The sequence below is a fragment of the Streptomyces sp. NPDC055239 genome, from assembly GCF_053606205.1.
On sequence record NZ_JBSGRD010000006.1, the window covers coordinates 51,206 to 70,239 of the forward strand.

Below are 19,034 nucleotides of genomic sequence, written 5' to 3' on the forward strand. Positions count from 1 at the left end.
GGGACGTCGAGGGACGGTGGTCTGTGGCCTGGCCCTTGACGAGATGTGGGTCGCCGTCGGCGCCGGTCCCTTCGTGGCCGGAGAAGACAGGACCTGTGCGCCGGGGCCGGATGGCGGCGCGTGCGGCAACGCGCTCGGGCGGGAGCCGGGGCGCCGCCATCCGAAGGCTCACAGGAGCGGGGCGGCAGATCCCGCAGGACTCACAGCACCGCGACCGGGGCCACGGGCGTTCCCGTGCCGCCGACGAACGGCTCGGGCATCGCGGAGAGCAGGAAGCTGTAGCGGGAAACTTCTGCACAGGCTGTGGACAACTTTTCCAGATTCCAGTTCTGGCCCTGCAGCATCCCCATCTCGACCAGGTCGAGCGCGTGCACGGGCAGCCAGAGGTTCTCGATCTCGGGCGGGAAGATCTCGAAGGTGAGGGTGTCGTTGGCGACCGCCGCGACATCCCGCGCGTGGAACCACTCCGGGGTGTGGACCGAGAGGCCGGGGGACGGATATCCGTACGCGTGCTTGTCGCCCGCCAGATAGGTCTGGATCTGCCCCGTGCGTACGAGGACGATGTCGCCGGCGCGGACGGTGAGCCCCGCGAACTCCTCTGCCTCCGCCAGGTCTTCGGGGGTCACCGCGTGATCGCCGGGCAGTCGGTCGACGCCTTTGGCGCGGGCCACGTCGAGCAGGACACCGCGTGAGACGAGGTGCGGCACCTTGTCGATGCCGCTGAACCGGGCGCCGGTGTGGGCGGCGATGGTGTCCGCGGGGCGGCCGTTGTAGATCTTCCCCGAGTGTGACGCGTGAGTGAGGGCGTCCCAGTGGGTGGCCGTCTGCAGTCCCATCGTGACCGCGTCGTCGCTGGTGGCGACCGTGCCGGGGCCGAAGAGCTCCTGATTGATCTGCACCATCGTGTGGAGGGGGTTGACCCGGCCGGGTATCAGGCCGGTCTGGACGCCGTCTTCCTGGAGGGCAAGCGCGAGCGGAATGCGCCTACCGGCGCGAATGGTCGCGGCGGCCTCGCGCACGACCTCGTCGGTGATGAGGTTGAGGGTGCCGATCTCGTCGTCGGATCCCCAACGGCCCCAGTTGTTCACGCGTTTGGCGATGTCGTGGAACTCGGGTGGCAGGGCTGGGTTCGTGGCGCCTGTGGATGCCGCGCCTGTGGATGCCGAGTCTGACATGGGTCCTCCCCGGGGCTTGTCTTCTGGTGTCTGACGGGTCATAGAATCTAACGGTCCGTCAGAAACCGCGGGAAGGGGCCGGACGTGGGGAACTTCTTGGCAGGCAAGGTGGTGGCCGTGACCGGTGCCGGTCGCGGCATCGGCAGGGCGGTCGCGCTCGCCGCCGCAGCCGAGGGCGCGAAGGTCGTCGTGAACGACTACGGCGTCTCCATGGAGGGCGCCGAACCGACCAGTGAGATAGCCGACGGCGTGGTCAAGGAGATCCAGGCCGCGGGCGGCGAGGCAGTCGCCGTCGCCGACGACATCTCGACCATGGCGGGCGGCCAGCGGATCGTGGACATCGCGCTCGCCGAGTACGGGCGCATCGACGGTGTGGTGTGCGTGGCCGGGATCCTGCGCGAGCGGATGCTCTTCAACATGTCCGAGCAGGAGTGGGACCCGGTGATCGCCACGCACCTGAAGGGCACGTTCACCGTCTTCAAGGCCGCGTCGGCGGTCATGCGGAAGCAGGGCACGGGGACGCTGATCGGCTTCACCAGCGGCAACCACCAGGGGTCGGTCGCACAGGCCAACTACAGCGCGGCCAAGGGCGGGATCATCTCGCTTGTGCGGAGCGCGGCGCTCGGCCTGAACAAGTACGGGGTGACCGCCAACGCGGTCGCGCCGGTCGCAAGGACCCGGATGTCCGCCAACGTTCCCATGGAGCTGAAGGAGATCGGGGAGCCGGAGGACGTGGCCGCGCTCGTCACGTATCTGCTGAGCGACCGTGCCCGGGAGGAGAAGATCACCGGGCAGGTCTATACGGTCGCCGGACCGAAGATCGCCGTGTGGGCGCAGCCGCGTGAGCTGCGGGCCGGGTATGTCGAGGGCGGCTGGACCCCGGAGAAGATCGCCGACTTCCTGCCGGGGACGGTGGGGGTCGACCCGATGCCGATGCTGGCCCAGCTGGAGGCGATGGCGAAGGCCGCCGCCGCCAAAGACCGGCCGAACGCGTAGGCCGGGGCCGGGCGGTGGAGTTCGGATTCGGGCCCGATGACGAGGAGTTCCGCGCGGAGGCACGGGCCTGGCTCGGCGAGCATCTGACGGGGGTGTTCGCGGGCGCGGTCGGGCGGGGCGGGCCGGGGAGTGAGCACGAGGGCGTGGCCGAACGGCGTGCCTGGGAGCGGGAGTTGGGGCGGGGCGGGTGGATCGGGCTCGGGTGGGAGGGCGACTCGAAGCCTGCCTCTCGATCTGGTGCGTACGGGAATCGTCGGGCGTCGTTGACCCAGCAGGTCGTCTGGGCCGAGGAGTACGCGCGGGCGCGGGCTCCCGGGCGCCATGGCCACATCGGCGAGAACCTCCTTGCGCCGACGCTCATCGCCCACGGGACGCAGGGGCAGCGGGACGAGTTCCTGCCGCCCATCGCGCGCGGGGAGACGCTGTGGTGCCAGGGGTACAGCGAGCCGGGGGCCGGGTCGGACCTGGCGGGGCTGCGGACTGTGGCGGTGCGGGAGGGTGACAGTGGCGGTGGCGGTGGCGGTGACGTGTATCGCATCACCGGGCAGAAGATCTGGACTTCGCTCGCTCATGAGGCGGACTGGTGCTTCGTGCTCGCGCGGACGGAGGAGGGGTCCCGTGGGCACCGGGGGATTTCGTTCCTGTTGGTGCCGATGGATCAGCCGGGGCGTATCGAGGTGCGGCCCATACGGCAGTTGACGGGGACGAGCGAGTTCAACGAGGTCTTCTTCGACGGGGCGATCGCGCGTGCCTCACATGTGGTGGGCGGGGTTGGTAACGGGTGGCGGGTGGCCATGGGGCTGCTGGGATTCGAGCGGGGAGTCTCCACGCTCGTCCAGCAGATCGGGTTCGCGCAGGAGCTGGGGGGCGTGGTCCGGGAGGCCGTCGACAGCGGGGCCGCCGAGGATCCCGTACTGCGGGACAGGCTCGTGCGGCAGTGGGCGGAGTTGCGGGTCATGCGGTGGAACGCGCTGCGTACGTTGGGTGGTTCGGGTGGTGGTGTGGGGGAGCCCAGTGTGGCCAAGCTGCTGTGGGGCGGGTGGCATCAGCGGCTGGGGGAGCTGGCCATGGGGGTGCGGGGGGCCGCGGCTGCCGTCGGGCCCGCGGACTGGAGCGAGAGCACTCCGTACGAACTCGACGCCTTGCAGAGGCTCTTCCTCTTCACGCGGGCCGACACCATCTACGGCGGCTCGGACGAGATTCAGCGGAACATCATCGCCGAGCGCGTGCTCGGCCTGCCGAGGGAGGCGCGATGAGGGGTGTCGTTTTCGACGGGAGCAGGGTCGACGGGAGCAGGGTCGAAGTTGTCGACGACCTTGAGATACGGGATCCGGGGGCGGGGGAGGTGCTTGTCGGGGTCAAGGCCGCGGGGTTGTGTCACAGCGATCTGTCCGTGATCGACGGGACCATTCCCTTTCCCTCGCCTGTGGTGCTCGGGCACGAAGGGGCGGGGGTGGTGGAGGCGGTCGGCGCGGGCGTGACGCATGTGGGGATCGGCGACCACGTGGCGCTCTCGACCATTGCCAGCTGCGGGGCCTGCGGGGAGTGCAACCGGGGGCGGCCGACGATGTGCCGGCGCGCTATCGGGATGCCGGACCGGCCGTTCTCGCGGGGCGGTGAGCCGATCTATCAGTTCGCGGCGAACTCCGCGTTCGCGGAACGCACGGTGGTGAAGGCCGTGCAGGCCGTGAAGATCCCGGAGGACATTCCGCTGACGTCGGCGGCGTTGATCGGGTGCGGGGTGGTGACGGGGGTCGGCGCTGTCCTCAACCGCGCGAAGGTGGATCGCGGGGACAGTGTGGTGGTGATCGGGACCGGGGGCATCGGTCTGAATGTGCTGCAGGGGGCGAGGATCGCCGGAGCGACGCGGATCGTGGCCGTCGACTCGAACCCCGAGAAGGAGGGGGTGGCGCGGCAGTTCGGGGCGACGCACTTCTTGTCGTCGGCGGAGGGGGACGCGGTCAGGGAGATCCTGCCGACGGGGGCCGACCACGCGTTTGAGTGCGTGGGCCGGGTCGAGCTGATCCGGGCGGCGATCGACCTTCTGGACCGGCATGGGCAGGCGGTGCTGCTCGGGGTTCCGGCGGCGACGGCTGAGGCGTCGTTCCTGGTGTCGTCGCTGTTCCTGGACAAGTCGATCCTGGGCTGCCGGTACGGGTCGGCGCGCCCGCAGAGGGACTTCGCGCTGTACGCGGAGTTGTACCGGGAGGGGCGGCTGCTGCTTGACGAACTGGTGACGGAGACGTACCCGGTGGAGGACTTCGCCAAGGCGGTGGGGGATGCGGAGGCGGGGCGGGTGGCGCGGGGGGTGCTGACGTTCTGAGGAGTCTCGCCGGGGGCGTTGTGCGGGTGCGGGTCTTGCGGTGCGGGTTCGTCTGTGGGGGCGGGGCCGCGCCGGGATGTCCGTCCTCGCCATCCGCTGGTGGGCGTCTGTCTGCTTCGGCGGGGGAGCGCCGCGAACCGTGCTCCGGGCGGAAATCCCGACACGTCCCCTCGTGTCTCGATGCCGACTGCGGGTGCTGGGGGGCCGGTCTCCCACGGCTGGGGTACATCGCGCCCTGCCTGCCGAGCCCACTGCCGTATCCCGCCGCCGCCCGTGGAGTCCTCCCTCCCCGCCAGCTGTAGGCGCCAGCGCCCACCCGCATCCGTCCCGACCCCTCCCCGCCCACCCCGGCTCCGCCAATGACTCCACCCGCCCACCCCTGCGACGCGGGGCAATCGGGCGGGCGGGTGGGAGAGCTTGTTCGTTCAGGGCTGGATGTGGGGTGGGGACCCCGGGGTCAGCGGGGGGTGCGTTGGGCGAAGGTGCGGCGGTACGCCGTGGGGGTTACGCCCAGGGCCGCCTGCAAGTGCGCCCGCATGGATTGAGGTGTGCCGAAGCCTGCGTCGCGGGCGACCTGGTCGACGGACAGGTCGCTGGACTCCAGGAGGTGGCGGGCCCGTTCGACCCGCTGCTGCGACAGCCACTGCCCGGGGCTGATCCCCACCTCCTCGCGGAACCTGCGCGTAAAGGTGCGTACGGACATGGACTCCTGGTCAGCCATGTCGCGCAGCTGGATCGGCTCGTGGAGGCGGGCAAGCGCCCAGGCCCGAGCAGAGGTCGTGGTGGCGAACGAAGGCTCCGGGACGGGGCGTTGGATGTACTGGGCCTGGCCGCCGTCCCGGTGCGGAGGCACCACCGTACGGCGGGCGACGTCGTTGGCGACGGCCGTCCCGTGGTCGCTGCGTACGACGTGGAGGCAGAGGTCCAGACCCGCCGCCACACCCGCCGACGTGAGGACGTCCCCGTCGTCGATGAACAGCACCTCCGCGTCCACCGTGATCTGAGGAAAGAGGCGCTGGAAGTGCTCCGCCGACGACCAGTGAGTGGTGGCGGTGCGGCCGTCGAGGTAGCCCGCCGCGGCGAGGACGTAGCCGCCCGTGCAGATGGAGATCAGGCGCGTGCCCGGTGTGATGTGGGCGAGTGCCGAGGCCAGTTCGGCGGTCAGGCGGCCCTCCTCGTAGACCGGACCCAGTTCGTACGACGCCGGGATCACGACCGTGTCGGCCGTCGCCAGGCACTCCGGGCCGTTCTCCACGAGGATCGCGAAGTCGGCGTCCGTGCGCACCGGGCCCGGAGCGCGGACGGACGCGGTCACCACCTCGTACAGCGGCGTGCCGTCGGCGGTCCTCGCGCGGCCGAAGATCCGCTGCGGGATGCCGAACTCGAAGGGGATGACGCCGTCCATGGCAAGGACCACCACACGGTGACGGGGGATGGTGGCGGTGCGCGTCGGTGAGGCCATGGCCCGATTCTAGCTAATGCTGTCCTTTGGGCCACTCGTTCGGGGGTGGGGGTACCCGGATGCTGGTTGTCGTGACCCAGACAGACGTGAATCAGCCGGTCGAGCCGCCCGCGGAGGTGCCGGGGACGCCCATGGAGGCGCCGAGGCAGCGGCGTCGTATCCACCGGGCGTGGTTCGTCGCCGCCGTGACCTTCGTGACGATCATCGGCGCCGCGGCCTTCCGGTCCCTGCCGGGCCTGCTCATCGACCCGCTGCACGACGAGTTCAACTGGTCGCGCGGCACGATCGGCCTCGCGGTCTCCATCAACCTCGCGCTGTACGGGCTCACCGCGCCGTTCGCCGCCGCCCTGATGGACCGCTTCGGCATCCGGAAGGTGGTGGCTGTCGCTCTTGTCGTGATCGCGCTCGGCGCGGGCCTCACCGTATGGATGCAGTCCGCCTGGCAGTTGTTGTTGTGCTGGGGGCTGCTCGTCGGGCTCGGCTCGGGATCCATGGCGCTGGCCTTCGCCGCCACCGTCACCAACCGGTGGTTCACCACGCGGCGCGGCCTCGTCACCGGCATCCTGACGGCGGCCTCCGCCTCCGGACAGCTGATCTTCCTGCCGCTGCTCTCCTGGATGGTGGAGGCCCACGAGTGGCGGCCCGCCGCGGTTACCGTCGCCCTGGCCGCGCTCGCCGTCGTCCCGTTCGTGTGGCTGCTGCTGCGTGACCACCCCGCGGACGTGGGCCTGAAGCCGTACGGGTCCGAGGAGTTCGTGGAGAAGCCTCCGCCCGCCACGGGCGCCGCGCGGCGTGCGGTCATGGTGCTCTTCAAGGCGGCCCGCACCGGACCGTTCTGGCTGCTCGCCGGGACCTTCGCCATCTGCGGTGCCTCGACGAACGGGCTCATCCAGACGCACTTCGTGCCCGCCGCGCACGACCACGGCATGCCGATCACGGCCGCCGCGTCGCTCCTCGCCGTCATCGGCGTCTTCGACGTCGTGGGCACGATCGCGTCCGGCTGGTTCACGGACCGCTTCGACGCGCGGCGGCTGCTCGCCGTCTACTACGCGCTGCGCGGCATCTCGCTGCTCTTCCTGCCGCTGCTGCTGGATGCGACCGTGCACCCGCCGATGATCTTCTTCATCGTCTTCTACGGCCTCGACTGGGTGGCGACAGTGCCGCCGACCCTGGCCCTCTGCCGCGAGCAGTACGGCGACGACAGCGCCATCGTCTTCGGCTGGGTGCTCGCCTCGCACCAGGTGGGTGCCGCGCTCGTGGCCGTCATCGGCGGTGTCGTGCGGGACACCTTCGGGTCGTACGACGTGATGTGGATCGCCTCGGGCGCGCTGTGCGCGGCGGCGGCGCTGATGGCCCTGGTCATCCGGCGGCGGGTCGGCGACGAGGAGGCAGGTGCGCGGTCCGCCGCGCTCACTTAGCCGACGTGCCGAATGTGCCGAACGTGCCGAACTTGCCCCGGTGGAACAGGAGCGGTTCGCCGTCGTCGGTGGCGCCCAGTGCGTCCACGCGGCCGACCACGATCAGGTGGTCGCCCCCGGTGTGCACCGCCTGGATCGTGCAGTCGATCCAGGCCGGTACGCCGGTCAGGCGGGGGGAGCCGGTGACGGGCGCGGAGTCGTACCCGACGCCGGCGAACTTGTCGGCGCCGCTCACCGCGAAGCCGCGGCAGAGCGCGCCCTGGTCGGCGCCCAGGACGTTGACGCAGAAGACGCCCGCGCGGGCGATGCGCGGCCACGTCGTCGACGTACGCGCGACCATGAAGGAGACCAGGGGCGGGTCGAGGGAGAGCGCGGAGAAGGACTGACAGGCGAATCCGGCAGGACCCGGTTCGCCTTCGGACGCCGGTGCTGTCACCACGGTCACGCCGGTCGCGAAGTTCCCCAGTACGCGCCGGAACTCACGCGCGTCGAGCGGTGCCCGCTCGTCGTCGCCGACCGCCCGCAGCCGGGGGCGCGGAAGGGCTTCGACCGGGCCTGTGGTGGTCGGTGCGCCGACCGACCTGAGGTATCGGACGGCGGTGGCCGCCATCCCTGCATGTCCCATCACGTCACTCATTGAAGCTGACGGTTCGTCAGATTGGAAGGGTGCGGGCACCGTGCATCCCTCGTGTTCCTGGGTGGGCTCAACGGCCCTCGTACGAAGGTGATCGGCGCTCCACGAAGCTGGCCACGCCCTCGTTCGCGTCCGTCGTCGTCATGTTGATCTCCTGCGCCGCGGCCTCCGCCGCGAAGGCCGTCGCGCGGTCCGATTCGAGGGACGCGTTGACCAGTTGCTTGGTCATGGCGATGGCGCGGGTCGGCCCGCTCGCGAGGCGTTCCGCCCAGGCACGGGCCGTCTTCTCCAGTTCGCCGGCGGGTACGACGCGGTTGACGAGCCCGAGCCGTTCGGCGTCCGCGGCCGGTACGGAGTCCCCGAAGAACATCAGCTCCTTGGCTCGCTGCGGTCCGATGAGGCGGGGCAGCAGGTACGCTCCGCCGCCGTCCGGTACCAGGCCCCTGCGCACGAACACCTCGATGAACTTGGCCTGTTCGGCGGCGATGACGAGATCGCAGGCGAAGGCGAGGTGCGCGCCGATCCCGGCGGCGGTCCCGTTCACCGCGGCGATCACCGGCTTCTCGCAGTCCAGGACGGCGGAGATCAGGCGCTGGGCGCCCAGCTTGATCGTGCGGGCCACGTCACCGGCCACCCGGTCGGCACTGCTCGGCGCGCCGCGCAGATCGGCTCCCGCGCAGAATCCCTTGCCGGTCGCGGTGATCACGACCGCACGGACACCGGGGTCCGCGGAGGCTTCGGCGAGCAGCGAGATGACGCGTTCGCGCTGGTCCCAGGTGACGGCGTTCATGGCTTCGGGGCGGTTGAGGGTGATCCACGAGACGCCGTTGTCAGTGGCGTGGAGTACCAATGAGTCGAGGGGGGCGTCCGATGAGGCGAGGGAGGTGTCCGACATGGGGGAGTGGCTCCGAATCGTGTGCGGGGTGGTCAGGCGCGGGGTGGTCAGGTGTGCGGCGATCGGGCGCGGGCAGGCCGGACGAGTTGGCGGGAAACGCTCGCTGCGAATCGGCGCTCTGCTGCGACACTCACCGGCAGACGGCCAAGGCATCGAGCGCGACCGCGCCCTGCCCCCGCGGCAACACCATCAGGGGGTTGATATCCAGCTCAGCCAGCTCGTCGCCAAGTTCAAGAGCCATCCGCTGCACCCGAAGCACCACCTCGACGAGGGCGTCGATGTCCGCCGGGGGCGCGCCACGCACCCCGTCCAGGAGCGGCCTCCCGCGCAGCTCGGACAGCATCGCGAGCGCCTGGTCCTCACCGAAGGGCGGCACCCGCACGGCCACGTCCCGCAGGACCTCGACGAGGACACCCCCGAGCCCGACGGTCACCGTCGGCCCGAACAGCTCGTCGTGCGTCACGCCCACCACCATCTCGACGCCCCGCTCCACCATCTGGCAGACAAGGACGCCGTCCAGCGCGATCCCTTCGTAGCGGGCGATGTCGGTCAGTTCCCGATAGGCGTCGCGCACCTGGCTGGCCGAGGTCAACCCGACCTTCACCAGGCCGAGTTCGGTCTTGTGGGCAAGATGCGCCCCGGACGCCTTCATCACCACCGGATAGCCGACGAGCCCCGCCGCCCGCACGGCCGCCGCCGCACTGGTCACCAACTGCTCGCGCGGCACGCGAATCCCGTACGCGCGCAGCAGCTGCTTCGCCGCGTGCTCGCTCAGCTGCTGACCGGACCGCATCAGGGCCTGGGCCTTGCGGAAGGAGGGGGAGGCCGTGCGCGGCGCGTCGGCGAAGGGGGAGCGGTAGCGGGTCGTGAACCGGTGGTGGTCCAGATAGGCGCGCACCGCCGTGATGCAGTTGGCGAAGGTGCGGAAGGTGGCGACGCGCGACGAGCCGAGCAGCGTCGTGCGGTAGGCCTCCTCGGTGCCGACGGGCGAGCCCCACACCACGCACACCAGCTTGTCCGTCTGCTCCGCGGCGTCCACCAGGTCCTGCGCCAGCTTGTCGCTCATGGGCGGAAAGGGGCCGGTGATGGGACAGATCAGCACCCCCACCTCCGGATCGTCCAGGATCGCGTCGATGATCTTCCGGCCGCGCCAGTCACCGACCGGGTGCCCGCCGTTGTCGACGGGGTTGGCGACGTTCAGGTAGTCCGGTATCCACTGGTGCAGCTCCGTCTGCTTGGCGTCACAGAGGGTGGGAAGCCGCAGCCCCGCCTCGCTCGCCAGGTCCGAGAAGTGCGCGCCCGTGCCGCCCGAGATCGAATACACGACGACGCCCTCGGCCTGCGGAGCCCGCGCCCGCGCCAACAGGGCGGACGTGTCCTGGAGTTCGTCGAGCCCGTCCACGCGGATCACACCGAACTGCCGCATCGCCGCGTCGACGACCGCGTCGGCACCGGTGAGTTTGCCGGTATGTGAGGCGGCCATGCGGGCGCCGGTCTCGGTGCGGCCGACCTTGACCGCGACGACGGGCACGCCTTGCTGGGCGGCACGGTCGGCGGCGAGCAGGAAGGAGCGGCCGTCCTTGAGGCCTTCGACGTAACAGGCGATGGCCCCGACCTCGGGGCGTTCGGCGAAGTAGGAGATGAAGTCGGCGGTCTCCAGGTCGGCTTCGTTTCCGGTGGGCGCCCAGTGCGAGAGGCGCACGCCGATCTCCTGCATCGTGAAGACGGGGCGGCCCTGGTGTCCGGACTGGGTGATCAGGGCGATCGCCGGTCCTTCGAGGTCGTCGCGGAAGTTCTCGAAGGCGTTGAGGTTGGTGTTGGGCCCGAGGAGACGGAGGCCCGAGCGCTCCACGGCGGCGGCCAGACGGGCCTGTGCCGCCGCGCCCTCCTCACCGGTCTCGGCGAACCCGGAGGCGAAGGCGACGGCGAACTTCACCTTGGACTCGGCGAGTTCCTCGATCACGGGAAGGGGATCACTGACGAGGAGTACGGCCAGATCGACCTGTTCCGGCAGGTCGGCGACGGAGGGGAAGCAGGGGGTGCCGAAGACCGACTGACGTGTGGGGTGCACGGGATACAGCCGGGCGCCGCCCCGCTCGGCCCAGTCCATGAGCTGACGGGTGATGCCGGTGTTCGGCCGGCCCTCGGCGTCGGACGCGCCGATGACGGCGACGGACTCGGGCCGGAAGAACCGGTCCAGGTCCGGTACGTCGGCGTGCAGAGGCCGTCCGCCGACGTCCAGGTCGTCCGCCGTGGCGGCCTGCCCGTGGACGGCTGGTGCCGGGGTTTCGCCGCAGGCCACAACACGCGCGCGGCGGGGGTCGGTGGTGAAGGTGCCGTATGTCGATCCAAGCATCGGTCCGCCCCGCTCCTGTGTGACAGCAACTCAACTGACGCATAGTCAGATTACTGAACTGACGCTGTGTCAGGAACAGTGCTGCACGCAAAAGCCTGAAGCGGGAACTGCCCGTACCGCCCGTAACACCCATGTCGTCAGCGTCGGCACGCTGCCTCACCCGTACCCATGTGCACGCGAGCGCTACCCCGCCCCGGCGGTCGGGGCCACCGGGGCGGGGGGTTCAAGCCACTGGTCGGAGGTCGCCGCGTCAGCTCGCTCTGGACACCGCCTTCGCGATCTTCTCGGCGTCCAGGGCCATTTCCCGCAGCATGCCGCTGATGGGGTTGGTGAACCCGGTGAAGAAGAGGCCGGGGGCCGACTTCGAGGTGCGGGCGCCGCGGACGAGCGGGGTGCCCTTCTCGTCGAGTACGCCGAAGTCGCCGAGGAGCGGCTCCAGGGCGCGCCGGTAACCCGTGGCCGCGATGACCGCGTCGGGGGCGATCAGCGTGCCGTCGGCGAGGGCGATCTTGCCGTCCTCGAAGGACTCGACGGCCGCGACCGGTTCGACCCGGCCCCTGCGCACCGCGTCGATCAGGCCCACGTCCTGCACCGGGATCGCGCCCTCCTTGACGCGGGAGTACAGGCCGGTGGCGGGGCGGGGCAGCCCCCGCGCGGACAGGTCGGGGACGCTCGCCTTCGCGATCGGGCCCGCGAGGCGGTCGACGAGCGAGACGGGCAGTCTGCGGCACAGGATGCCCGTGCGCTGTGCGGGCCACCCCGCCGTGGAGCGGCGGACGATGTGCGGCGCGGTGCGCACGGCGAGGCGCACGCGCGCGGCGCCGCCCTCGGCAAGGTCGACGGCGATCTCGGCGCCGGTGTTGCCCGCGCCCACGACCAGGACGTCCTTGCCCTGGTAGGGGCGTGGAGTGCGATAGGCGCTCGCGTGCACGAGTTCGCCCGTGTACGTGTCGCGGCCGGGCCAGTCGGGCAGGTGGGGGGTGTGGTTGTACCCGGTGGCGATCACGACCGCGCTGCCGGTCAGCTCCCGGCCGCCGGTGGCGTGCAGGAGCCAGCCCGTTCCGTCGGCCGCGCGCTCGAGGCGGGAGACCTCGACGCCGGTGACGATCTCCAGCTGGTGGAACTCGGCGTACTTCTCCAGATAGCGGATGACGTTGTCACGTGACACCCAGCGTCCGAAGGCGCGCGGTATCGCGAGTCCCGGCAGTGCGGAGAGGCGTCGTGTCGTGTGCAGGTGCAGGCGGTCGTAGTGCGTGCGCCAGGAGGCGCCGACGCGGTCGGACTTCTCGAGCACGACCGCGCGTACGCCTCGCGCGCGCAGGGCGGCCGCCACGGAGAGCCCGCCGGGCCCGCCGCCGACGACGTACACGGGGCGATCTTGGTGTGGCGTCTGTGGCGTCTGTGGGGGATTGGTGTCGGCCATGAACCTGAGAGTAATCACGCGGTCACTTGATGGGGGACGGTCAAGCCCCAAACCGGTTGCGAATTGATCACGGGTGTACGCGGCGCGCCCTGTGTTCGTGGGCTTCGTCGCACGTCGGAGGGCTCGCGCGGCTTACTGCCTCTTGCGTATGCCTCTTGCGCACGGGGCGGTCATGCGCTGAACTGACGTACCGTCAGAGACCTTTATCCGGAATGGGAGAGCCCGCCGCATGGACACGATCTGGCTCGAACTGTGAACCCGCGCTTCGACCTTCCCGAGCCCGACGCCTTCACCCGCCCCTACTGGGAAGCGGCCTCGGAGGGGCGCCTCCTGATCCGCCGCTGCGGGGGGTGCGGCAAGGCGCACCACTACCCGCGCGAGTTCTGCCCGTACTGCTGGAGCGAGGAAGGCGGCTGGGAGCGGGCGAGCGGCCACGCCACGCTCTACACCTGGTCCGTCGTGCACCGGAACGACCTGCCGCCGTTCGGCTCCCGCGTCCCGTACGTCGCCGCGGTCGTCGACCTCGCCGAGGGGCCGCGCATGATGACGGAGATCGTCGACGGTGGGGAGGGGGAGCCGCAGCTCGATCCGAGAGCCGATCCGGGAGCCGATCCGGGAGCCGATCCGGGAGCCGATCTGCGGATCGGGATGGCGCTTGAGGTCGCGTTCCGCGAGGCGGGGGAGCAGGAGGGAGCGGGGGCGGGCGTGACGGTGCCGGTGTTCCGGAGAGCTGCTCGGAGGGCTTCCCGGCGGGCCGCGTAATCCGCTTTCGCGGAGCGCGAGAGGCGAGCGATCATGGTCCATGGCCTCCTCAGACGCGCACGGCAGCTGGCAGTTGACCTCCGACCTCGATCAATTCCTCGCCCGAGCCGGGGACTTCCTGCGCTCCGACCCCAGCACGCACACCACGCTGCTCAGCGCCTCCGACAACCTGCGCACGCGAGGACTCCACGTGTACGGGGACGACGCACCCCGCTTTGGTGTCCGCACCGGAGCCGACGGCGCCGTGGAGGGCGTCTTCCTGTGGACCCCGCCGCACCGGCTTTCGCTGAGCCCCCTGGCCGACAGGACGGCCGCCGACGACCTCGCCGCGCTGCTCTCCGACGCGGGCGAGAAGCTGCCCGGCGTCGGCGGCGAGCGGGAGACCGCGGAGGAGTTCGCGCGGGCCTGGGAGCGGCGCACGGGGGCCACCGCCGAAGTCGCCCTCCGGGACCGGCTGTACCGCCTGGGCACCCTCACCCCGCCCGAGCCGGCCCCCGAGGGCGCCGCGCGCGTCGCCGCCGAGGCGGACCGGGAGCTGCTGATCCGCTGGCACCGGGAGTTCGGGGAGGCCTTGGGGGAGAGCCGGGTGACGGCCTCCGAGGCGTGGGCCGACTCCCGCATCGCCGACGGGGGCATCACCCTGTGGGAAACCCCGGACGGGACCCCCGCCGCCATGGCAGGACGCACGCGCCGCATCGCGGGCCAGGTCCGGGTGGCCCCCGTCTACACCCCCGCCGCACTCCGCGGCCGTGGCTACGCGGGAGCCGCGACCGTCGAGGTCAGCCGTGCCGCGCTGGCCGACGGGGCGGACGAGGTGCTGCTCTTCGCCGACCTCGCCAACCCCACGAGCACCGGGCTCTATCTGCGGATCGGCTACAGCCCGGTGCGGGACTTCACGCAGTACCGCTTCACGTCGTGAGCTCTACGGCGTGAGAGTCACGGCCACAGCAGCTCCTTGACCCAGTTCCCGTCCGCACCCCTCCGGTACCGCAGCCGCACGTGCCGCCGCCGCGCGTCCCCCTGGAAGAACTCGACCTCCGCCGGTTCGAGTACGTACAGCGTCCAGCTCGGCGCCGGGGCGTCCGGCTCCGCCTGCGCGTGCTCCCACGCGGCCTGGCTCGCGGCCACCAGATCCCCGTACGACGGCAGCACTTCGCTCTGCCTGCCGACCAGTGCCGATGCCAGTGCCCCCGGCGAACGGCGTGCGAGGTCGGCGCGGCTCTCGATGGCCCCCGCCGTCGTGACCCGGCCCCGCACCCGGATCTGGCGGCCCTGCACGGGCCAGTAGAAGCCGAGCGCGGCCTCGGGGCGTGCCGCGAGCTGGCGGCCCTTCGCGCTGCCCGAGTGCGAGCCGAAGTGCCAGCCGGACGCGTCCGCGTCGTGCAGCATCAGCGTCCGTACGTCCGGGTGGCCCGACTCGTCCGCCGTCGCCAGGGTCATGGTGTGCGGCTCCACCTGGCCCGCCTCGGCCACGTCCACGAACCACTGCCAGAACAGGGGCAGCGGGCCGGCGGGGGCGGTCGCCGGGTCGAAGGCGGGAAGTTCGGTGTCCCAGACGCGGAGGGAGCGCAGGAGGGCGCGGCCGTGGGCGGTGTCATCGGGCCTGGTGTCGGAGTCGTCCATCCGGCGAATCTACGGGAGCGGTCGTCGCGACCGGCTGCAACCTGACCCCCTGTGTCACTACCGCCGCCCGAGCACCACCGTCCCCGACGAGCAGAACCACCCGCCCGTCCCCGACGCCACCGCCACCTCCGGCAGCCTCCCTCCCGCCTTCCGCACCTGGCGTCCTTCGCCCGCGTCGCCGCGCAGTTGCCGTACCGCCTCCACGAGCAGGAACAGGCCGCGCATCCCGGGGTGCTGGGCCGAGAGGCCGCCGCCGTCCGTGTTCGTGGGCAGTTCGCCGTCCCGCAGCAGGCGGCCCTTCTCCACGAACGCGCCGCCCTCGCCCTTGGCGCAGAAACCCAGGTCCTCAAGGGTCACCAGGGTCATGTAGGTGAAGGCGTCGTAGATCTCCGCCACGTCGACGTCATCGGGGCGCACTCCCGCCCGCTCGAACGCCAGGCGCCCGCTCACCGCAGCCGGGGAGACCGTGAAGTCCTCCCACTCCGACATCGTCGTGTGCGAGACGTGCTCGCCGGTGCCGAGCACCCAGACCGGCGTCGACGCGCAGTCGGCCACGTACTCCTCCGCCGCGAGGAGCACCGCGCATCCGCCGTCGGAACGTATGCAGCAGTGCAGTTTGGTGAACGGGTCCGCGATCATCGGGCCGTCCAGGACCTCGTCGACGGTGATCGGGTCGCGGTACATCGCGTCGGGGTTGGTGGCGGCGTTCGCCCGTGCCTGGACCGCCACGGAGGCGAGCTGTTCGAGCGTCGTGCCGTACTCGTGCATGTGGCGGCGCGCGGCCATCGCGTACTTGGAGATCAGGGAGTGGCCGTAGGGGACCTCGAACTGGAGGGGGCCGCGCGCGCCGAAGGAGAGGTTCGACGTGCGTCGTTTCGCCTTGATGTCCGCCCTGGCCGTCGATCCGTACACGAGGAGTACGGCGTTGGCGCGTCCCGCGGCGATCGCGTCCGCCGCGTGGGCCGCCATGACCTCCCAGGTGGAGCCGCCGACGGAGGTGGAGTCGACCCAGCGCGGCTTCAGGCCCAGGTACTCGGCGACCTCGACGGGGGCGAGCGTGCCGAGGCCCGCGGACGCGACGCCGTCGATGACCTCGCGGCCGAGGCCCGAGTCGGCAAGGGCGCGGCGGGCGGCCTGGGCGTGCAGGGCGTAAGGGGTGGCCTCGTCCACGCGGCCGCAGTCGGAGAGGGATATGCCGACGACGGCCACTTTGCGCGGGCGGTTCGTCGCCCTGCCCGCACCGGTCGGCGCCGCGGAGGGGCTTGGGGGAAGGGGAGTTGGCATAAATCTGACGGTACATCAGATCCGGCGTACCGAGGGAGGCGTTACGGGTGCACCCGAGGAGGCGTTACATGCCGTCCCGGCCCTGTGCATCTGGCGGGCGCCGTCTTAGCATGACGACCCGTCAGATCTGGCTCGTCGCACACGGCGGCGACCCGGGGAGGAGCTCGCCGATGGACGCCGCCTTCACCGCGGAGCAGGAAGAAATCCGCCGCACCCTCCGTGAGCTCGTCACCAAACGCTGCGGCCCCGACGAGGTGAAGGCCGCGGTCCGCACCCCCGCCGGATACGACGCCGCCCTCTGGTCAGCCCTCGCCGAACAGCTCGGCCTGCCCGGAATCGCCGTACCCGAGGCGTACGGGGGAGTGGGGTGCGGCCCGGCGGAGCTCGCCCTCAGCAGCGAGGAACTGGGCCGCGCCCTTGCCCCCTCACCCCTCTTCGCCACCGCCGCGCTCGTCGCCCCGCTCCTGAAGCGCCTCGGCACCGACGAGCAGCGGTCGCAGCTCCTTCCGCGTATCGCGGAGGGCACTCTCACCGCCGCGCTCGCCGTACCCGGCACCGGTCTCGCCACCGCGCTCGGCCTGGTCGGCGACAACCTCGGCGACTGGTCGGGCGGCGGCCGTGCGGGCGGCGTGCAGGCCAAACTGGCGGACGGCGTCTGGCGTCTCTACGGCCAGGCCGAGCAGGTTCTCGACGGGCACAGCGCGGGACTGCTCGTCGTGGCCGCGCACACCGGGGGCTACGCCCGCTCGCGCACTCTCCTCTATCTCGTACGGGAAGGGGCCGCCGGGCTCGTACGGACCCGGCAGGCAGCCCTCGACGAGACCCGGGCGCAGGCCCGCGTCGAACTGCGTGACGTGGAGGCGGAGTTGCTGGGCGCCGCCGATGACGCCGATGTGCCGGGGGCGCTCGCCGCGGTCGGTGACGTCGCCGCCACCGTGCTGGCCGCGGAGGCCGTGGGCGCTGCGGACAGGGCGCTCGAGCGGACGGTCGAGTACGTCAAGCAGCGTGAGCAGTTCGGGCGGGCGATCGGGTCCTTCCAGGCCGTCAAGCACCGTCTCGCGGATGTGTATGTACAGGTGCAGGCCGCGCGGTCGGCTGCGTACTACGCGGCGTGGGCCGCAGGGGCGGGCTCGGAACGGGCAGGGGGCCTTGCGCTCGCGCAGGCGCTCGACGCACTGCGGACCGCCGCGTCGGAGGCCGTGCAGCTGCACGGCGGCATCGGGTTCACCTGGGAGCACGAGGCGCATCTGTACTTCAAGCGTGCGTCGAGCGACGAGCTGCTCTTCGGGCCCGTGCACCGGCTGCGGGCGCGCGCGGCGGAACAGGCGGAGCTGTTCGCACCGACACCGACACCGACGCCGACCCGTACCTCGACCTCGACCTCGACTCCGACCTCGACTCCGACGGTGGCCGTCTGATGGCCCCCGGTGTCCGCCTGATGCAGAAGATGTCGTCCACCAGGACCTTCGCGAAGATCGCCCCGCACTTCATCCCCGCCATGGACCGCACGGTGCACCGCCTCACGCGCGGCAAGGTGCTGCTCAGCGCGAAGATGCTGCCGGGGGTGATCCTGACGGTGCGCGGCGCCAAGAGCGGGATCCCGCGACGCACGCCTCTGGCCTGTATGCCGGAGGACTTGGGGAGTTGGATTCTCATCGGCTCCAACTTCGGGCGCCCGGGGCATCCCGTATGGACCGGCAACCTCATCGCCCATCCGGACGCCGACGTCAGCTGGCAGGGTGCGGACATTCCGGTCAGGGCGCGACTGTTGGCGGGTGAGGAGCGAGCGGCGGCATGGGAGGCGGTGCTGAAGTTCTGGCCGCCGTACGCGACGTACCAGTCCCGCGTGGAACGGGAGATCCGCCTGTTCCGCCTGGAGCGGCGAACGAATTGAGGGTGCCCCGGGGAACACAGCGGCGGATCACTGGAACACCGTGATCCGCCGCTGCGGTGACAGGACTTGGGAAGCCTCAGAGAAGATGTACGGGTCGTCCTACTTCGTCGGCTTCTTGCCTGTTACTCCCAGATGCACCAACAGTGCTAGGTTCGGCTTCAGTTCGGCCTGCTTGACGCCCCACGTCTGGAAACCCCGCTGGTGCGAAGCGACCGCGGCGAGCATCGCCACCAGGGAGCCCGCCATCGCCGCCGGGTTCACGTCCTTGTCGACCTTGCCCTTGGCTTGGAGCTCCTTGACCGTGTCGGTAAGGGAGTTGTTGACCGAGTTCAGGATCTTCATGCGGAGCTTGTAGAAGCGTTTGTCGCCCTCCGCGGCGCCCAGATCGACGACCCGGAGGATCGCGTCGTTCTTGCGCCAGAAGTCGAGGAAGCCCTCGACCAGCTCCTGCGAGGTCTGCCACCCCGCCTTGCCGACCCAGGATCGGCCGTCGAGGAGCTGGGTCAACTCCGCGCCCTCGACCGCCATTTGCTCGGCGATCTCAAGGACGGCGCCCTCGACGTCGGGGAAGTACTGATAGAAGGTCGCGGGTGAAGTCCCCGCCTTCCGGGCGACGTCGATGACTTTGACGTCCCGGTAGGGCGAGGAGCTGAGCATCTCGCTGAGGCAGTCGAGCAGCTTCTGACGCGTCGCCTGACCGCGCCGACCGGCCACGCGGCCGTCGACGGTACGTACCTGTCCTGTCATGCCGTCAGCTTACCGAGGGGTGATCGGAGCGCGATTCGGCCG

General features: G+C 71.0%; 17 protein-coding genes. 8 read left to right on the forward strand and 9 right to left on the reverse strand.

What is annotated here, in order from left to right; genetic code table 11:
• Positions 1–200: 200 nt before the first annotated feature.
• A complete protein-coding gene (locus ACWFRJ_RS20635) occupies positions 201–1,175 on the reverse strand; it encodes a cyclase family protein (RefSeq protein ID WP_453532557.1) in 975 nt (324 codons plus the stop codon).
• A gap of 84 nt (positions 1,176–1,259) precedes the next feature.
• Here ACWFRJ_RS20635 and ACWFRJ_RS20640 point away from each other — a divergent pair, with 84 nt between their 5' ends.
• Genes ACWFRJ_RS20640 through ACWFRJ_RS20650 form a run of 3 tightly spaced genes read left to right on the forward strand, consistent with a single transcriptional unit; the run spans position 1,260 to position 4,494 of the window.
• On the forward strand, positions 1,260–2,171 hold the full coding sequence (locus tag ACWFRJ_RS20640) for an SDR family oxidoreductase (RefSeq protein WP_453532560.1): 912 nt from the start codon (positions 1,260–1,262) through the stop codon (positions 2,169–2,171).
• A gap of 14 nt (positions 2,172–2,185) precedes the next feature.
• Positions 2,186–3,427 (forward strand): acyl-CoA dehydrogenase family protein, encoded by a 1,242-nt coding sequence (locus tag ACWFRJ_RS20645; RefSeq protein ID WP_453532563.1) that lies wholly within the window; start codon positions 2,186–2,188, stop codon positions 3,425–3,427.
• Complete coding sequence (locus ACWFRJ_RS20650; RefSeq protein WP_453532566.1) at positions 3,424–4,494, forward strand: Zn-dependent alcohol dehydrogenase; 1,071 nt, start codon at positions 3,424–3,426, stop codon at positions 4,492–4,494. The genes ACWFRJ_RS20645 and ACWFRJ_RS20650 overlap by 4 nt, the downstream gene beginning before the upstream one ends.
• A 457-nt stretch (positions 4,495–4,951) precedes the next feature.
• On the opposite strand, the gene ACWFRJ_RS20655 is transcribed toward ACWFRJ_RS20650, so the two are convergent.
• Positions 4,952–5,956: a GlxA family transcriptional regulator gene (locus ACWFRJ_RS20655; RefSeq protein WP_453532569.1), complete on the reverse strand. Its 1,005-nt coding sequence runs from the start codon at positions 5,954–5,956 to the stop codon at positions 4,952–4,954.
• A gap of 131 nt (positions 5,957–6,087) precedes the next feature.
• On the opposite strand from ACWFRJ_RS20655, the gene ACWFRJ_RS20660 reads away from it, so the two are divergent.
• Entirely contained in the window at positions 6,088–7,374 is a 1,287-nt protein-coding gene (locus ACWFRJ_RS20660) for an MFS transporter (RefSeq protein WP_453533503.1), read from the forward strand.
• Here ACWFRJ_RS20660 and ACWFRJ_RS20665 read toward each other — a convergent pair.
• From ACWFRJ_RS20665 to ACWFRJ_RS20680, 4 genes are all read right to left on the reverse strand, one after another.
• Positions 7,367–7,999, reverse strand: coding sequence for a flavin reductase family protein (locus tag ACWFRJ_RS20665; protein WP_453532572.1), 633 nt, complete (start codon positions 7,997–7,999; stop codon positions 7,367–7,369). The two genes, ACWFRJ_RS20660 and ACWFRJ_RS20665, sit on opposite strands and share 8 nt — an antisense overlap.
• Before the next feature lie 79 nt (positions 8,000–8,078).
• Positions 8,079–8,903 (reverse strand): enoyl-CoA hydratase/isomerase family protein, encoded by an 825-nt coding sequence (locus ACWFRJ_RS20670; protein ID WP_453532575.1) that lies wholly within the window; start codon positions 8,901–8,903, stop codon positions 8,079–8,081.
• 130 nt (positions 8,904–9,033) lie between these two features.
• Positions 9,034–11,259 carry an acetate--CoA ligase family protein gene (locus ACWFRJ_RS20675; protein ID WP_453532581.1) on the reverse strand — a complete coding sequence of 742 codons (2,226 nt, stop codon included), beginning with the start codon at positions 11,257–11,259 and terminating at the stop codon, positions 9,034–9,036.
• A 250-nt stretch (positions 11,260–11,509) separates the two neighbouring features.
• On the reverse strand, positions 11,510–12,682 hold the full coding sequence (locus ACWFRJ_RS20680) for a flavin-containing monooxygenase (protein WP_453532584.1): 1,173 nt from the start codon (positions 12,680–12,682) through the stop codon (positions 11,510–11,512).
• A gap of 240 nt (positions 12,683–12,922) precedes the next feature.
• Between ACWFRJ_RS20680 and ACWFRJ_RS20685 the strand changes: the two genes are divergently transcribed.
• Together ACWFRJ_RS20685 and ACWFRJ_RS20690 are read left to right on the forward strand one after the other, a co-directional pair.
• Positions 12,923–13,444, forward strand: a complete 522-nt coding sequence (locus tag ACWFRJ_RS20685) for a Zn-ribbon domain-containing OB-fold protein (protein ID WP_453533506.1) — start codon at positions 12,923–12,925, stop codon at positions 13,442–13,444.
• Between the two features lie 40 nt (positions 13,445–13,484).
• Positions 13,485–14,363 (forward strand): GNAT family N-acetyltransferase, encoded by an 879-nt coding sequence (locus ACWFRJ_RS20690; RefSeq protein WP_453532587.1) that lies wholly within the window; start codon positions 13,485–13,487, stop codon positions 14,361–14,363.
• Between the two features lie 17 nt (positions 14,364–14,380).
• Here the strand turns inward: ACWFRJ_RS20690 and ACWFRJ_RS20695 are convergent, their stop codons facing one another.
• Positions 14,381–15,067, reverse strand: a complete 687-nt coding sequence (locus ACWFRJ_RS20695; protein WP_453532590.1) for a pyridoxine/pyridoxamine 5'-phosphate oxidase — start codon at positions 15,065–15,067, stop codon at positions 14,381–14,383.
• Between the two features lie 57 nt (positions 15,068–15,124).
• Positions 15,125–16,351, reverse strand: coding sequence for a thiolase C-terminal domain-containing protein (locus ACWFRJ_RS20700; RefSeq protein ID WP_453532593.1), 1,227 nt, complete (start codon positions 16,349–16,351; stop codon positions 15,125–15,127).
• A 170-nt stretch (positions 16,352–16,521) separates the two neighbouring features.
• Here ACWFRJ_RS20700 and ACWFRJ_RS20705 point away from each other — a divergent pair, with 170 nt between their 5' ends.
• Both ACWFRJ_RS20705 and ACWFRJ_RS20710 read left to right on the forward strand, forming a co-directional pair.
• Entirely contained in the window at positions 16,522–17,769 is a 1,248-nt protein-coding gene (locus ACWFRJ_RS20705) for an acyl-CoA dehydrogenase family protein (RefSeq protein WP_453533509.1), read from the forward strand.
• Entirely contained in the window at positions 17,769–18,245 is a 477-nt protein-coding gene (locus tag ACWFRJ_RS20710; protein ID WP_453532596.1) for a nitroreductase family deazaflavin-dependent oxidoreductase, read from the forward strand. The genes ACWFRJ_RS20705 and ACWFRJ_RS20710 overlap by 1 nt, the downstream gene beginning before the upstream one ends.
• A gap of 99 nt (positions 18,246–18,344) precedes the next feature.
• On the opposite strand, the gene ACWFRJ_RS20715 is transcribed toward ACWFRJ_RS20710, so the two are convergent.
• Positions 18,345–18,992, reverse strand: a complete 648-nt coding sequence (locus tag ACWFRJ_RS20715) for a TetR family transcriptional regulator (RefSeq protein WP_361194649.1) — start codon at positions 18,990–18,992, stop codon at positions 18,345–18,347.
• Positions 18,993–19,034 lie beyond the last annotated feature (42 nt).